Annotated in this window: 16 protein-coding genes; 5 read left to right on the top strand and 11 right to left on the bottom strand. The window is 66.3% G+C overall.

Annotated features, from left to right (window positions below):
• Window positions 1-21: 21 nt before the first annotated feature.
• Window positions 22-1,008, bottom strand: a complete 987-nt coding sequence (locus tag FMM79_RS07680; RefSeq protein WP_148626931.1) for an adenosine kinase — start codon at window positions 1,006-1,008, stop codon at window positions 22-24.
• A gap of 171 nt (window positions 1,009-1,179) precedes the next feature.
• Between FMM79_RS07680 and FMM79_RS07685 the strand changes: the two genes are divergently transcribed.
• Window positions 1,180-1,665 (top strand): hypothetical protein, encoded by a 486-nt coding sequence (locus FMM79_RS07685; protein WP_240339048.1) that lies wholly within the window; start codon window positions 1,180-1,182, stop codon window positions 1,663-1,665.
• 101 nt (window positions 1,666-1,766) lie between these two features.
• Window positions 1,767-2,702, top strand: a complete 936-nt coding sequence (locus FMM79_RS07690) for a hypothetical protein (protein ID WP_148626932.1) — start codon at window positions 1,767-1,769, stop codon at window positions 2,700-2,702.
• Window positions 2,703-2,896: 194 nt separating this feature from the next.
• Here the strand turns inward: FMM79_RS07690 and FMM79_RS07695 are convergent, their stop codons facing one another.
• The 10 genes from FMM79_RS07695 to FMM79_RS07740 are packed head-to-tail and all read right to left on the bottom strand — an operon-like array spanning window position 2,897 to window position 9,791.
• On the bottom strand, window positions 2,897-3,256 hold the full coding sequence (locus tag FMM79_RS07695) for an iron-sulfur cluster assembly accessory protein (RefSeq protein WP_148626933.1): 360 nt from the start codon (window positions 3,254-3,256) through the stop codon (window positions 2,897-2,899).
• Complete coding sequence (locus FMM79_RS07700; protein WP_240339049.1) at window positions 3,253-3,774, bottom strand: GNAT family N-acetyltransferase; 522 nt, start codon at window positions 3,772-3,774, stop codon at window positions 3,253-3,255. The genes FMM79_RS07695 and FMM79_RS07700 overlap by 4 nt, the downstream gene beginning before the upstream one ends.
• Window positions 3,771-4,262: an SUF system Fe-S cluster assembly protein gene (locus tag FMM79_RS07705; RefSeq protein ID WP_148626934.1), complete on the bottom strand. Its 492-nt coding sequence runs from the start codon at window positions 4,260-4,262 to the stop codon at window positions 3,771-3,773. Before FMM79_RS07705 ends, FMM79_RS07700 begins: the two co-directional genes overlap by 4 nt.
• Window positions 4,259-5,473 carry an aminotransferase class V-fold PLP-dependent enzyme gene (locus FMM79_RS07710; RefSeq protein WP_148626935.1) on the bottom strand — a complete coding sequence of 405 codons (1,215 nt, stop codon included), beginning with the start codon at window positions 5,471-5,473 and terminating at the stop codon, window positions 4,259-4,261. The genes FMM79_RS07705 and FMM79_RS07710 overlap by 4 nt, the downstream gene beginning before the upstream one ends.
• On the bottom strand, window positions 5,470-6,210 hold the full coding sequence (locus FMM79_RS07715) for a SufD family Fe-S cluster assembly protein (protein WP_148626936.1): 741 nt from the start codon (window positions 6,208-6,210) through the stop codon (window positions 5,470-5,472). The genes FMM79_RS07710 and FMM79_RS07715 overlap by 4 nt, the downstream gene beginning before the upstream one ends.
• Entirely contained in the window at window positions 6,207-6,962 is a 756-nt protein-coding gene (gene sufC / locus FMM79_RS07720) for a Fe-S cluster assembly ATPase SufC (protein WP_148626937.1), read from the bottom strand. Before sufC ends, FMM79_RS07715 begins: the two co-directional genes overlap by 4 nt.
• 53 nt (window positions 6,963-7,015) lie before the next feature.
• Complete coding sequence (locus FMM79_RS07725) at window positions 7,016-7,399, bottom strand: hypothetical protein (protein ID WP_148626938.1); 384 nt, start codon at window positions 7,397-7,399, stop codon at window positions 7,016-7,018.
• Complete coding sequence (locus FMM79_RS07730; protein ID WP_148626939.1) at window positions 7,396-7,881, bottom strand: endonuclease domain-containing protein; 486 nt, start codon at window positions 7,879-7,881, stop codon at window positions 7,396-7,398. Before FMM79_RS07730 ends, FMM79_RS07725 begins: the two co-directional genes overlap by 4 nt.
• Entirely contained in the window at window positions 7,881-9,383 is a 1,503-nt protein-coding gene (gene sufB / locus FMM79_RS07735; protein ID WP_148626940.1) for a Fe-S cluster assembly protein SufB, read from the bottom strand. Before sufB ends, FMM79_RS07730 begins: the two co-directional genes overlap by 1 nt.
• Window positions 9,384-9,791: an SUF system Fe-S cluster assembly regulator gene (locus FMM79_RS07740; RefSeq protein WP_039389832.1), complete on the bottom strand. Its 408-nt coding sequence runs from the start codon at window positions 9,789-9,791 to the stop codon at window positions 9,384-9,386.
• A gap of 364 nt (window positions 9,792-10,155) precedes the next feature.
• On the opposite strand from FMM79_RS07740, the gene FMM79_RS07745 reads away from it, so the two are divergent.
• From FMM79_RS07745 to FMM79_RS07755, 3 genes are all read left to right on the top strand, one after another.
• Window positions 10,156-11,211 (top strand): quinone-dependent dihydroorotate dehydrogenase, encoded by a 1,056-nt coding sequence (locus tag FMM79_RS07745; protein ID WP_148626941.1) that lies wholly within the window; start codon window positions 10,156-10,158, stop codon window positions 11,209-11,211.
• Window positions 11,212-11,222: 11 nt separating this feature from the next.
• The gene (gene ggt / locus FMM79_RS07750; protein WP_371710880.1) at window positions 11,223-13,034 is read left to right on the top strand and encodes a gamma-glutamyltransferase; all 1,812 of its coding nucleotides are present in this window, start codon (window positions 11,223-11,225) and stop codon (window positions 13,032-13,034) included.
• Window positions 13,035-13,339: 305 nt separating this feature from the next.
• Window positions 13,340-15,145 carry a long-chain fatty acid--CoA ligase gene (locus FMM79_RS07755; protein WP_148626942.1) on the top strand — a complete coding sequence of 602 codons (1,806 nt, stop codon included), beginning with the start codon at window positions 13,340-13,342 and terminating at the stop codon, window positions 15,143-15,145.
• Window positions 15,146-15,190 lie beyond the last annotated feature (45 nt).

Consider the following 15,190-nt stretch of genomic DNA (forward strand, 5'->3'; position numbering starts at 1 on the left):
GGAAACCTGCCCCCTGTCGGGTCAGACGCCCGCAAGCGCCTTGAGATCGGCTTCCGGACGGGCCCCCATGTGCGAAATGATCTCGGCTGCACAGACTGCCCCAAGCTTGAGGCACTTGGCAACCTCCATACCGCGCACGTGGCCGTAGAGGAAACCGGCCGCGAACAAGTCACCCGCGCCCGTCGTGTCGACGACCTTGGCGATGGGCTCGGCCGGAACCTGGGTCACCTCGCCGCCGGTTGCGGCCACCGCGCCCTTTTCGCTGCGGGTCACGACCAGCGTTCCGATCTTGGGCGCGAGCGCAGCGATCCCGGCGTCGAAATCGTCCTCGCCGGTCAGGGCGGCCAGTTCGACCTCGTTGGCAAAGAGGATGTCGATCAGACCGTCTGCGATAAGCGCGCGGAAGTCATCGCCATGACGGCTGATGACAAAGGCATCGGACAGCGTGAAGGCGACCTTCGCGCCCGCGCCGCGCGCAGCATCGATCGCCTTGCGCATGGCGGCGCGCGGCTCTTCGGGGTCCCACAGGTAGCCTTCGAGGTAGAGCACCTTGGCGCGTGCGATCATGTCGAGATCGAGCGCCTCGGCGGGCAGGTACTGGGAAGCGCCGAGGAAGGTGTTCATCGTGCGCTGGCCGTCAGGCGAGACAAAGATCAGGCAGCGCGCCGTCGGCGGGTCGCCCGCCCGCGGCGCGGTGGTGTAGGCGATGCCGCCCGAACGGATGTCGTGCGCGAAGATCTCGCCCAGCTGGTCGTCGGCAACCTGGCCGATGAAGCCGCAGCCGGCACCCAGCGCGGCAAGGCCAGCCAGCGTGTTCGCCGCCGAACCGCCCGAGATCTCGGTTGCCTGACCCATGCGCGCATAGAGCGAGGTCGCCCCCTCGGTGTCGATCAGGGTCATGCCGCCACGTACCATGCCCAGCTCTTCGATCAGCGAATCCTCGCAGGGGGCCATGACATCGACAATGGCGTTACCGATGGCAACGACGTCCAGGGTAGTCTCGCTCATGCAGCTTGTTTCCTCAGCCTAAGGGGTTGTTCGGCAGTGAACTACACGCAGCACACAGGTTTTTGCACCGCATCATGGCGCGAGTAGCCTGCCGTCTGTCGCGGTGCAACCTTCCCCGCCCCCGCGGCCCGTTGACACGGGCGCGGCGGCGGGCGATGCGCTGGAGCCATAATGACGACGATCCGCCCCGCACATTCGCGCCTTCGCCGCCGCCTTTCCACGCCCGCCCGCACGCCGCTCCCGGGGAGGGGAGCCGTGCTCCTGCTGGCCGGGGCCCTGGCGCTGGCGGGGTGTGTCTCGAGCACCGGCACCGGCGGGGGATCGCGCACCAGCCCACCGCCGCGTGCCACCAACATCCGTCCCGCAACACCGTCCGGCGCCCGTGACCCGCGTTTGCTGAACATTCCGGGCCTTGAAGGCGTGATCGGCGTGACCGAGCGTGAACTGGTGCGCCAGTTCGGCCAGCCCCGGCTCGAAGTCTGGGAAGGCGATGCGCGCAAGCTCCAGTTCACCGGGCGCGCCTGCCTGCTCGACGTCTACCTCTATCCGACCTCGAACTCGAAGGCGCCGGTCGCGACCTACGTCGATGCGCGGCGCCAGTCGGATGGGCAGGACGTGGACCGCGCGGCCTGCGTCGCGGCGCTGCGCCAGCGCTAGGTCGTGCGCACAGGGGCCTCGGCGGCTCCTGCATTAACGCGTAATTAGGGCTATTCGGCCTAGTCTCGCGCCTGCAACCAGGGCGGGGACCAGCACGACCGATGACCATGCATTTCAGCGCCATTGCCGAGAAGGCCCTTGCCGACGGGACGATCTGCGCCAAGGACGTTCTCGCGCTGCGCCGCACCGGCTGGGCAGACGGCACCATCACCGCCGAAGAAGCCGCGACGATCTTCGCGGTCAATCGCCGCCTTGCCTCGCCCGCGCCCGAATGGGCGGAGTTCTTCCGCGAGGCCATCACCCACTTCATCGTCGAGATCGAGGAACCGCGCGGTTACGTGAGCGAGGCCAATGCCCGCTGGCTGATCGACCAGATCGAGGCCGACGGCGCGGTCTGCTCGCTGACCGAACTGGAAACCCTCATCCGCGTGTTCGAGACTGCGTTGTCCACGCCCGAGACCCTGCGGGTCTGGGCGATCGAGTGCCTCGAGCGCGAAGTGCTCACGGGCGAAGGCCCCACGCGCTGCGGCGGCGAACTGGAAAAAGGCCGGGTCACGCAAGCCGAGGCCGCGCTGCTGCGCCGTGTGCTCTTCTCCAGCGGATCGGACCGTCCTGCCGGGATCGGCCGGCGCGAAGCTGAACTGCTGTTTCGCCTGAAGGATGAAACACTCGACGCCGACAATGCGCCGGAATGGAAGGCGCTGTTCGTGCAAGGGGTCGGCAACTACCTGCAGGGCTTTACCAGCCACACCCCGCTCGACACCGCACGCGCGGCCGAGCTCGAGCGGTTCATGAACGACACGAGCTCGTCGGTCGGCCGGTTCCTGGGCCGAACCGGGCGTGCGGCGCTCAATCCCAACCATCTTGGCAAGGTCTTCGGCAAGAAGCCCCCGCGCCGCGAGTTCAACGCGCTGGTGGAAGCCGCCACCGACATCACCCGCGACGAGCAGATCTGGCTCGACGAACGGATCGAAGCCAACGGCATGGTCGACGATTACGACCAGGCCCTGCTGCGTTTCCTCGCAGAAGGTGGATAAGGGCCGCAGGCCTCTCCAAATCTAGAAGAAGGACAATTCCGAGGACCATCGCCCCCGAGCTCACCGAACGGTTGAGCTCACCTTGCGCACGCCACGTTGGCGGAGAAAAGCGAGGTAGCCGGTTCCGGGGTCAAGGGGCGATCGCCCCTTGAGAAAATGTCCTGTTTTCTACTGCCTGCCTGTGACTGGACGGCTCAGACTGTAAAGCTCTCACCGCAGCCGCAGGCCCCCTTGGCGTTGGGATTGTTGAACACGAAGCCGGCGGTAAAGTCATCTTCCTGCCAGTCCATGGTCGAACCGATCAGGTAGAGCACCGAGGCGGCGTCGATGTAGAACACGCCGCCGGGGGTCTCGATCTTCTCGTCCATGGGGCTTTCCTCGGTCACGTAGTCGACCGAGTAAGCCAGCCCCGAACAGCCCCGGCGCGGGGTCGAGAGCTTGACGCCGATCGCGTCCTCGGGAGCCTGGGCCATGAGCTTGGCGACCCGCTCCTCGGCGCTGGGGGTCAGCACGACGGCGGCCGGACGCGGACGGGAGGTTGTCGTGGTGGTCATAGCTTCTTTTCCCAGAATTGAGCGGTTCCCGCATCGGGATCGAGCGCATAGGTGGCAAACCCCTGCGCGGCGTAGAGCGCCTTGGCGGGCGCGTTGCCCGAGAGCACCTCGAGCGTGACCTTGCAGGCCCCGCGCGTGCGGGCCTCAACCTCGACCGCATTCATCAGCGCGCGGCCGATACCCTTCCCGCGATGCGCTGAGAGTACCACGAGGTCATGGATATTGACCAGCGGGCGCGCGGCGAAGGTCGAAAAGCCGGTAAAGCAGTTGGCGAGCCCGACCGGCTCGGCGCCGGCGAAGGCGAGGACCGAAAAAGCCCCCGGAAAGGCATCGAGGGCGATGGCGAGCCGTTGTTGCACCGCCGGGGCAAGGCCCTCGCCGCCGCCCATCGGGTCGCGCGCATAGGCATCGAGCAGCGCGACGATGGCCTTGCCGTCCGCCTCGTAGCCATAGTTGGCAAGGCGCACGTTGAGGCCATCGACATGGCCGTGCTCGGCAAGGTCCGCCGCTTCGCTCACAGCATGCCCAGTTCGAGCTTCGCCTCGTCGGACATCTTGGCCATGTCCCACGGCGGATCCCAGACCAGGTTCACTTCGGCATCGCGCACGCCCGGAACGGCGGCGACGCGCAGTTCCACTTCGCCCGGCATCGATTCGGCGACCGGGCAGTGCGGGGTTGTCAGGGTCATGGTGACCGCCACCGAGGCCTCGGGCGAGACATCGACCGCGTAGATGAGCCCCAGATCGTAGATGTTGACCGGAATCTCGGGGTCGAAGATTTCCTTCAGCGCATCGACCACGCCGTCGTAGATCGCGCCGCCTGGTTCACCCGGATTTTCGCTCTGCGGCTTCTCGGCCAGGAACCCTTCGAGGTAGTCACGCTTGCGCTCGCCGTCGGTTTCGGCCGTGGCCTGGGGAGCCTCGGCCTCGTCAACCCGCGCGCGGCGGGGGGCGGGGGCTTCATCGACACTTTCGACGGTGAAGTTGGGCTTCTCGTCGTTGCTCATCCAAAAATTCTCCTGGTGCGCTCGATCCCTTTCAGGAGCGCCTCGATATCGCTTTCGTCGCTGTAGAGGCCGAAGCTGGCCCGGGCCGTGGCGGACACCCCAAGGTGGTCCATCAGCGGCTGCGCGCAGTGGTGCCCGGCGCGGATCGCGACGCGGCTGCCATCTGTACCTTCCTCGTCCAATATGGTGCCCAGATCGTGCGGGTGAACCCCATCGAGCGCAAAACTGACGATGCCAAGGCCATCCTCGGGCCCGAACAGGGTGACGTCGTTGCGCGCGGACAGTTCGCGGCGCAGCGTGGCGGTAAGCTCCCGCTCGTGCGCCTCGGCCCGGTCGAGGCCGACCTCGTCGAGCCAGTCAATGGCCGCAGCCATGCCAAGCGCCTCGACGATCATCGGCGTCCCCGCCTCGAAGCGCTGCGGCGCAGGGGCGTAGGTAGTCTTTTCAAAGGTCACGCGGTCGATCATCGCCCCGCCGCCGTGCCAGGGCGGCATGGCATCGAGAATGTCCTTCTTCGCCCAGAGCACGCCCACCCCGGTCGGCCCGTAGAGCTTGTGCGCCGAGAAGGCGTAGAAATCGCAGTCCAGCGCCTTCATGTCGAGCGCAAGGCGCGGGGTGGCCTGACAACCATCGACCAGAAGCTTCGCGCCGACATCGTGCGCGAGCCGGGCGGCGCGCGCCACATCGAGCACCGAGCCCAGCACGTTCGAGACATGCGCCAGCGCCACCAGCTTGTGCGCCGGGGTCAGCATGGCTTGCGCTGCATCGAGATCGATCCGGCCATCCGCCGTCAGCGGGCAGACGTCGATGGCAACGCCGGTACGTTCGGCGAGGAGCTGCCAGGGCACGATGTTCGCGTGGTGCTCAAGCACGGAGAGCAGAATGCGGTCGCCCGCCTTCAGGTTCGTCAGGCCCCAGCTCTGCGCAACGAGGTTTATCGCCTCGGTCGCGCCGCGGGTGAAGACGATCTCGTCCTCTTTACCGCCAATGAACTGCGCGGTCGTGCGCCGCGCCGCCTCGAAAGCCAGTGTCATCTCGGCCGAGCGCGCATAGACCCCGCGGTGCACGGTCGCGTAGTCGCGGCCCAGCGCATTCACGGTGGCATCGATCACCGCCTGCGGCTTCTGCGCGGTCGCGGCGGTGTCGAGGTAGTGCCAGTTCCCGGCAAGCCCGGGAAACTGGTCCTTCAAGGTCAGCGTCGCAGTGCTCATCCCAGGATGGCCTCCAGCCGAGCCTGCGCGGCCGCGTTCAGCTCGTCGCTCTCGGGCGCGCCCGAGAATGCCTCGGCGATGAAGGCCTGGAGCATCAGGCGCTTGGCGTCGGCCGGAGGAAGCCCGCGTGACATGAGGTAGAACAGCCCTTCGGCATCGAGTTCACCTACCGCGCAGCCGTGCGCGGCCTTCACGTCGTCGGCGAAGATTTCGAGTTCCGGCTTCGCGTTGGCCGTCGCCGTGCGATCCAGCAGCATCGCGCGCACCGACTGCTCGGCGTCGGTGCCGTCCGCGCCGCGCTCCACGCCGATGCAGCCCAGGTAGGTGCCCACGGCCTTTTCGGAGAGAACGGTGCGCACGATCTGCGCCGAAGTCGCGTTCTCTTCGGCATGGACCACTTTGGTCACGATCTCGAGATTCTCCGAGCCCGTCGCCAGCTGCGCGGCGCCAAAGGTGAAGTCCGCGCCTTCGCCCAGACGCACGTCGAGCGCGAAGCGGCCATAGACCGGGCCCGCCGAGAGGACGCGCAGGTCGTACTTCGCGCCCTTTTCCAGCGTGATGACAAGATGGCGCGCAACCGGAGCCTCGCCGTCCAGAACGACCTGGAGCGATGCCTCGCTGCCTGCCGCGACATGGATCTCCTCGGGTGCGATCGGCCAGAGCGTTTCCAGCGCCGCGAGATCGGAATACCGGTAGTCCTCGTCCCGGCGCGTCGGAAGAGTCAGGGTATCGCTCATGCTGCCGTCTCGTGCACCACGGCTTCGTACCCCTCGTCCTCGAGGCGCAGGGCCAGCTCGGGACCGCCCGACTTGACGATGCGGCCCGCCGAGAGAATGTGGACATAGTCCGGCTTCACGTAGTCGAGCAGGCGCTGGTAGTGGGTAATGAGAAGGACGGCCTTGTCCTTGTGGCGCATGATAGAGTTGATGCCCTCGCCGCAGATGCGCAGCGCGTCGATGTCGAGACCGGAATCGGTCTCGTCGAGGATCGCCAGCTTGGGATCGAGGACGCCCATCTGCACCATCTCGGCGCGCTTCTTCTCACCGCCCGAGAAGCCCACGTTCACGGGGCGCTTGAGCATGTCCATGTCCATCTTGAGAAGGCCGGCCTTCTCCTTGGCGAGCTTGAGGAACTCCCCGCCCGAATAAGGTTCCTCGCCACGGCCCTTGCGCTGGGCGTTGGCCGCCTCGCGCAGGAACTGGACGAAGGAGACGCCGGGAATCTCGACCGGGTACTGGAAACCGAGGAAAAGGCCTGCGGCCGCACGCTCGTGCGGTTCCAGCTCGAGCAGGTCCGCGCCGTTGAAGGTCGCCGAGCCGCCGGTCACCTTGTACCCGGGACGGCCACCCAGCGTGTAGCCCAGCGTCGACTTGCCCGCGCCGTTGGGGCCCATGATGGCGTGGATTTCGCCCGGGTTGATCTCGAGGCTGAGCCCCTTGAGGATCGGCTTGTCGGCCACCTTGGCCTGGAGGTTTTCAATCTTGAGCATGGCGTTGTTCAGTTCCGCTTGGATTCGTGTGGCGCTTGGGGGTGCAGGAGGGCTCAGCCCTTCGGGCACCGGAAGCGCTGGAATGTGAATTTCTCGTTGGTCGTCGTCAGCGTGCTGCCGTCGCTCGAAAGCTCGTAGCGGTCGCTCGAAGTCCAGGTCTGGCCCTCGCCGTCGAACGTCGCGGTGATGACGATGGCGCGTGGCCCGACATCTTCCACCTCGGTTACGGCGCCCGTCGCTTCCCAGCCCTTGAGCGCGCTGGCGCTCAGGGTCAGGGTCGCATCAGTGGGCGAGGCGCAGAAGCGGCGCTCCTCCTCCCAATGACCCTGGAAAGCCTCGGGAATGGTCGGCGCGCCAGCCTCGGCGAGGCCCGGAGCCACCACGGCGCCGAGCGCGCCCAGCAGCGGCAGGAGAAAGGCGCTTGCGCGCAGCCTCATGCCTCGGTGTCCTCCATCCGCACGCCGGCTCCGCCGCGGCGCGCGGCGCGCTTGTCGAAGGGGCGGTTGACCTCGACGCTGATTGCCTTGATCACGCTGTCGATGTCCGAGAGCACTTCGCTCTCGGCAAAGCGCAGCACGCGCACGCCGACCTGGCGCAACTTGGCGTCCTGAAGCGTAGCGACCTCGACGTTGGCGCCTTCAGGGCTCAGCAGCACCGCGATCCAGCGCGAGGGGCAGGCGAAATCGACAATCGCCGAGCCGACGATGGCCTGGCGGATGAACTTCACCCCGCCCAGCTTCGAGCACGACAGCTCGGCCCACAGCGCGGCCTGCGCCTCGCTGGGGTGGTGGCGCTGCTCGCGCGCACGTTCCTTGAGCTTTTCGTAGCGCGCGCCGGTCAGCGCGAACGTCGCACGTACATCGCCGGCGCCGCTGGCGCCGCCCTGGCTGACGCCCAGCGTCTTGCGTTCCACGGTCATTATCCGACACTCCCTTCGAGCGAAATGCCGAGCAGCTTCTGCGCCTCGACCGCAAATTCCATCGGCAATTGCTGGAGAACCTCCTTGGCAAAGCCATTGACGATGAGGCCGACCGCCTCTTCGGTATCGAGCCCGCGCTGCTGCGCGTAGAACAGCTGGTCGTCGCTGATCTTGGAGGTGGTCGCCTCGTGCTCGATCTGCGCGGTGGGATTCTTCACCTCGATATAGGGGACGGTGTGCGCGCCGCAGTCCTTGCCCAGCAGCAGCGAATCGCACTGGGTGAAGTTGCGCACGTTCTCCGCCGAAGCGCCCACGCGCACGAGCCCACGATAGGTATTGTTCGAGCGGCCCGCCGAGATGCCCTTGGAGATAATCGTCGAGCGCGAACCTGCGCCGTTGTGGATCATCTTGGTGCCCGTGTCGGCCTGCTGGTAGTTGTTGGTGACCGCTACCGAGTAGAACTCACCCACCGAGTCCTTGCCGTTGAGCACGCACGAGGGGTACTTCCAAGTCACGGCCGAACCTGTCTCGACCTGGGTCCAGGAGACCTTCGAACGGTCGCCCTGACACAGCGCGCGCTTGGTCACGAAGTTGTAGATGCCGCCCTTGCCCTCGGCGTTGCCGGGGTACCAGTTCTGCACCGTCGAATACTTGATCTCTGCATCTTCCAGCGCGACCAGTTCCACGACGGCCGCGTGCAGCTGGTTCTCGTCGCGCTGGGGCGCGGTGCAGCCTTCGAGGTACGAGACGTAGGCGCCCTTGTCGGCAACGATCAGCGTGCGCTCGAACTGGCCGGTATTTTCCGCATTGATGCGGAAATAGGTGGACAGCTCCATGGGGCACCGCACGCCTTCCGGAACGTAGACGAAGGTGCCGTCCGAGAAGACCGCGCAATTGAGCGCGGCAAAGTAGTTGTCATGCTGGGGCACGACCTTGCCTAGCCACTTCCTGACCAGCTCGGGATACTCGCGGATCGCCTCGGAGATCGAGCGGAAGATCACGCCCGCCGCTTCCAGCTCCTTGCGGAAGGTGGTGGCGACCGAAACCGAATCGAAGACCGCATCGACCGCGACCTTGCGCGCGCCCTCGACACCGGCGAGCACCTTCTGCTCTTCCAGCGGAATGCCCAGCTTCTCGTAGACGCGCAGAATTTCCGGATCGACCTCGTCGAGCGACTTGGGGCCGTCCTTGGCCTTGGGCGCGGCCCAATAATAGGCTTCCTGGTAGTCTATCGGCGGCACGTCGAGCTTCGCCCAGTCGGGCGGTGTCATTTCAAGCCAGCGACGGTAGGCCTTGAGGCGCCACTCGAGCATCCACTCGGGCTCATCCTTCTTGGCCGAGATGTACCGCACGGTCTCTTCGGACAGACCCTTGGGACCGTATTCCTGTTCGATGTCCGAGGACCAGCCGTGCTCGTAGTCGGCAACGCGCGCGGCGGCCTCGCGGGCGGCCTGATCGCGCTCGGGAGCCTCCGGCGTGAGAGGGGCGGAACCTTGTGTCATTTATGCTTCCTCGACGAACTGGGTGAGGGGCACCTGTGCCAATGCCCCGCGCAGGGCCGCATTGACCTGCGGCCAGTGGGGGCGAACCGTGCATTGCCCCTCCAGCGTGCAGTCATGCTTGCCCTCTTCGATGCAGGCGGTGAGCGCGATCGGCCCCTCCACCGCTTCGACAATGTCGGCTATTGTTATTGCGGCGGGCGGGCGCGCCAGCTTGAGACCGCCACCGGCCCCGCGCGAGGAGCGCATGAGCCCCGCCGCACTGAGCTTGCTTACCAGTTTCTGCACCGTGGGTCCGGGCAGGCCGGTTTCCTCGGCCAGTTGCCCCGCGCTGATGCGCACGCCGCCGCAATGCCGCGCCGCGGCGGACATGATAACAACAGCGTAGTCGGCCATACTGGACAAGCGCATCGCTAAAGGACTTCTCGCACCCGAGGGGTTAAACTGGATTAAATCTCTCCAATTCAACTAGCGCAGGGCGCCTTGGTTTTCAATGGGGCGCAGACCTTCGCGCCCTCTACATGAATGCAAAATACGCACAATAGGTCATAAAAAAGGGCGGCTTTCCGCCGATGCAGAAAGCCGCCTCAAGGTATAAAGAACTCGTGCGCATCCCGCTACGAGCCCTTCGGGTCGCGCACTCCATGTAGGCTGAGGCGCCGTTCAGGAATTGTAGATTTGCGACATGGGGTTGCTGGGGGGTGTCGGCTAAGAGCGCTTTTTTGCTGACAATTGTTGTTAGACGAAAGATTTGTGGCCTTCGCGCAACGCAGCTATGAGCGCGGCTGTGACTTACAAAGCCCTCCGCCCCGCCCTATTTCGATTCGACGCCGAATCGGCACATGGCATCGCGCTGCGCACGCTCGCGATGGCCCGCTTCCTGCCCGCCCCTGCGCCCAGTCCGGCGCTGACGAGCGAAGTGGCCGGCATTGCCTTTCCCAATCCGGTCGGCATGGCCGCCGGGTTCGACAAGGACGGCGAGATGCCCGACGCGCTGCTCAAGCTCGGCTTCGGGTTTGCCGAGGTCGGCTCGATCACCCCGCTGCCCCAGCCGGGCAACCCCAAGCCGCGCCTGTTCCGCCTCGAAGAGGACCGCGCGGTGATCAACCGCATGGGCTTCAACAATGGCGGTGGCCAGGCGGCCCGCAAGCGCCTTGCCGCCCGTGCCGCGCGCCCGGGCGTAATCGGAATCAACATCGGCGCGAACAAGGATTCGACCGACCGCGTCGCCGACTATGCGACGATGGCGCGCATGATGGCGCCTTACGCCACCTACCTTGCGGTCAACATCTCCAGCCCGAACACTCCGGGCCTGCGCGCGCTGCAGGACGAATCGGCACTGACCGGCCTTCTCGACGGCGTGATCGCCGCGCGCGACGAGGTCTGCCCGGTGAAGGCCCCGCCGGTCTTCCTCAAGGTCGCTCCTGACCTTGAACCCGCCGACATCGACGCGATCGCCCGCATCGCCATCGAACGCAAGCTGGGCGCGCTGATCGTCTCGAACACCACCATCTCACGCCCACCGCTGTCCTCTGGGCACGCGGGCGAAGGTGGCGGCCTGTCGGGCGCACCGCTCAAGGAACTGGCCCAGCAGCGCCTGCGGGATTTCCGCAAGGCAACCGGCGGCGCGCTGCCGCTGATCGGCGTGGGCGGCATCGCCACCGCCGAGGACGCCTGGGCCCGGATCCGCGCGGGCGCCAGCCTGGTCCAGCTCTACAGTGCGATGGTCTACGAGGGCCCGTATATCGCGAGGCATATCTGCAAGGGACTGGAAAGGCTGATGAAGCGCGATGGCTTCAACTCCATTGCCGAGGCGGTCGGAAGCGAATAGCCTTGCGCGCAATGCTTCGAAATTCCCTCGCCGTCCTGCGCACGCCCTTCGCCCTTTCCGCCTCGCTTGCCCTTCTTATGGGCATCGCTGGCTGCACCGCCACCGCGCCTGCCGAGATGCAGACGCTGCCTCCGGCCGCACAGAATCGCGACGCAACCGGGATCGGGGTGGTCAGCGCGGCTGACCCGCGCGCGGCCGCCGCGGGCGTCGAGATCCTCAAACGCGGCGGCAGTGCGACGGATGCGGCCATAGCGACGATGCTCGCGCTCAACGTCGTCGAGCCCCAGAATTCCGGTATCGGCGGCGGCCTGTTCTGGGTCCGCCATGGCGCAGCTGATGGCTCGCTTGCCACCATCGACGGCCGCGAAACCGCGCCCGGCTCGGCGGACGAGAGCTGGTTCCTCGATGCCAACGGCGAACGCCGCCCGGGCCGCGAGATCTACCAGGGCGCGCTCAGCTCGGGCGTGCCAGGTGCGCTCGCCGCCATGGCCAAGGCCCACGCGCAGTGGGGCACGCTGCCCTGGGCCGATCTCTTTGCACCGGCGATCGCGCTCGCCCGCGACGGGTTTGTGGTGACCGACCGCCTCCACAACGGCCTTGAACTCTACAGCCGCCACGTGACCGGCTGGGCCAAAGAGACCTATTTTCCGGGAGGTGATGCGGTGGCCATCGGCTCCACGCTGAGGACCCCCGCGCTCGCCAAGACGCTTGAACGCCTCGCCGCCGAGGGACCTGCGCCCTTCTACAAGGGCGATATTGCGCAGAACATCGTCACCGCGCTCACCTCCGCCGAGCCCGTCTCCTCGCCGATCACCACCGCTGACCTCGCCGGATACGAAGCGAAGGAACGCCCCTCGGTTTGCGACGATTACCGGGGCTACAAGGTCTGCTCAATGGGCCCACCGTCTTCGGGTGGCCTGACCGTGCTGATGATCCTGAAGCAACTCGAACGCTTCGACATGAAGGCGCTGGGCAAGGACAATCCGGTGTCCTGGCATCTCCTCGCCGAATCCGAGCGCCTCGCCTACGCCGACCGCAACCTCTACATGGCCGACCCCGACTTTGTCGGCGTCCCGGTCAAGGGCCTGCTCGACCCGGCCTACCTCGCCCGCCGCTCGGCTCGGATCGATCCCGCGCACACCATGCAGGTGATCGAGCCCGGCACGCCCGAAGGCGCGCCCGAGCGCCAGCGCGTCCCCTTCCGCGACGATCCGGGGACGAGCGACCTTGCCGTCGTCGACAAGGAGGGCAACGTCGCGCAGGTCACCACCACCATCAACGGCTACTTCGGTTCGGGCATCGCCGCCTCGGGCTTCCTCCTCAACAACGAACTGCCCGATTTCGACCCCGTGCCAAGCCAGGACGGATACCTCGTCGCCAACCGCGTGGAAGGCGGCAAGCGACCCCGCAGTTCGATGTCGCCGACCATCGTCTATGCGCCCGACGGCTCGGTGCGCCTGGCCATTGGAGCGGCGGGCGGTGCCACAATCATCTGCCAGATTGCCAAGGCCATCATTGGCGTGATCGACTGGGACCTCTCCGCGCAGGACGCCATCGCGATGGGTCTCGTCTACGCGCCGGGCTCGAAGACAGCGACACTCGAACAGGGGACCGAGCTTGAAGCCATGCTCCCCGCGCTCCAGGCACTGGGCGAGAACGTCAAGATCGCCCCCCTCGGTCTCAAGGCCAACGCGGTCGAGAAGGTCAATGGCCGGTGGCTGGGCGCGGCCGATCCGCGCAGCGAAGGCGTCGGCATGGACACGCTGGGCAACGTCACCGTGATCAAGCGCCGCAAGAACAGCCTCAACGGCGCGCACGAGTAAGAAGAGAAAAATGATTCAAGGGGCCATCGCCCCTTGACCCCAGAATGAGCGACCTCACCTCCCGCTGCTCAGGCCACGCGCGTAAGGTGAGACCAAAAGTTTGGGAAGCCCGAGGGCAATGGCCCTCGGGAATCCTTCTTCTACCCCTTTAAACGGCGGCCCGTGCTCGCCTTGCGACCTTTCTGACAATCCCCCTGCCCGCTTGCCGCAACCGATTGCGCGGCCTAAGCGTTCGAACCGAGAAGCACGCCCCGCGTCGTTCGCACGCGCGGGCGCGGTACAAGGCAGAGAGGATTTCCGAGCCCATGGATCTTGTCGAATTCGACAGGTGCGCCAACGTCGTATCGCTGTTCCTGGCCCGCGCCGATGCGCTGGGCGAGGCGCCCATGCTCTGGGCCAAGCGCGAGGGCGAATGGAGCTCGATCAGCTGGGCCGAGGCCGCGCGGCGGGTCTGCCTGCTCGCCGAAGGGCTGCGGGCGCGCGGGCTCCGCGATGGTGACCGGGTCCTGATCGTCTCGGAGAACCGGCCCGAGTGGTGCCTCGCCGATCTTGCGATCATGGCCGCGGGCTGCGTGACGGTGCCCACCTACACCACCAACACCACCCGCGATCACACGCATATTCTTGAAAATTCAGGGGCCTGCGCGGCCATCGTGTCGAGCGCAAAGCTCGCCAAGCCGCTGCTTTCCGCCATCGTCCAGACCGACTTATGCCGCCATGTCGTCGGCATGGAGGCACTCCCCAGCCTGCAGGGCGGCAACTTCGGGACCTCCTTGTGGGACGACATGCTGACTGGCGATACGCAGGCCGCGCGCGCGGCGGTGGAGGCGCGTCTCGTCTCCATCGGGCGCGACAGCCTCGCCTGCATCATCTACACCAGCGGCACGGGCGGGGCACCGCGCGGGGTCCGCCAGCATCACGGCATGCTGCTCACCAACATCGCGGGCACCACGCAGGTCATACTCGACGACTTCCACCTCGATCGGCCCGAGGTGTTCCTCTCATTCCTGCCCCTCAGCCACGCCTATGAGCACACCGCAGGAGAGATCTTCCCGATCGGCCTCGGCGGCCAGATCTACTACGCCGAAGGGCTGGAAAAGCTCGCCGCCAACATCGAGGAGGTCAGCCCCACGATCATGGTCGTCGTGCCGCGCCTGTTCGAGGTTCTGCGCACCAAGATCATAAAGCAGATCGAGAAGCAGGGCGGCGCGGCCAAGTGGATGATGGACCAGGCCATCGCGGTCGCCATGCGCAAGGCCGCCGGCAAACGGCGCCTGACCGACTACCCGCTCGACGCACTGCTGGAACGCACGCTGCGCCCCAAGATCCGCGCCAGGTTCGGCGGGCGCATGAAGGCGCTCGTCTCGGGCGGCGCGCCGCTCAACCCCGAGATCGGCATATTCTTCGAGGCGATGGGCCTTACCCTCCTGCAAGGCTACGGCCAGACCGAAAGCGGTCCCGTCATCTCGGTCAACCGCCCGCGCGCGGGTATCAAGATGGACACCGTGGGCCCGCCGATGCGCGGCGCCGAAGTGCAGATCGCCGAGGATGGCGAGATCCTGGTGCGCGGCGAACTGGTCATGCACGGCTACTGGCAGAACGCGGCCGCGAGCGAAGCCGCGCTTCAAAACGGCTGGCTCCACACCGGCGACATCGGCCACATCGACGACAAGGGGCGCATCTGCATCACCGACCGCAAGAAGGACATGATCGTCAACGACAAGGGCGACAATGTCTCGCCCCAGCGGATCGAATCGATGCTCACGCTCCAGAACGAGATCGCGCAGGCCATGGTCGCGGGCGACCGGCGCCCTTACGTGGTAGGCCTAATCGTGCCCGATGCCGACTGGGCGCGCGAATGGGCGCAGGAGAACGGCGAGGAGGGCGATCTGGCCACCCTTCAGGCCCTGCCAGCCTTCCGCGCGGCCATCCGCGAAGCCATCGATCGGGTCAACCGGGAGATGTCGGTGATCGAGAAGGTGCGCCAGTTCGCCTTTGCCGACGGGCCCTTCGCGATCGAGAACGAAGAACTGACCCCCAGCCTCAAGATTCGCCGTCACAAGCTCAAGGAACGCTACGGCGCGCGACTGGACGCCCTCTACCGCAGCTGACAGTATGGGCGCTCACGGCCGCCGCTGCGGCCCATAACGGAGTGC

The sequence above is a fragment of the Novosphingobium sp. BW1 genome, from assembly GCF_008107685.1.
Taxonomy (GTDB): Bacteria; Pseudomonadota; Alphaproteobacteria; order Sphingomonadales; family Sphingomonadaceae; genus Novosphingobium.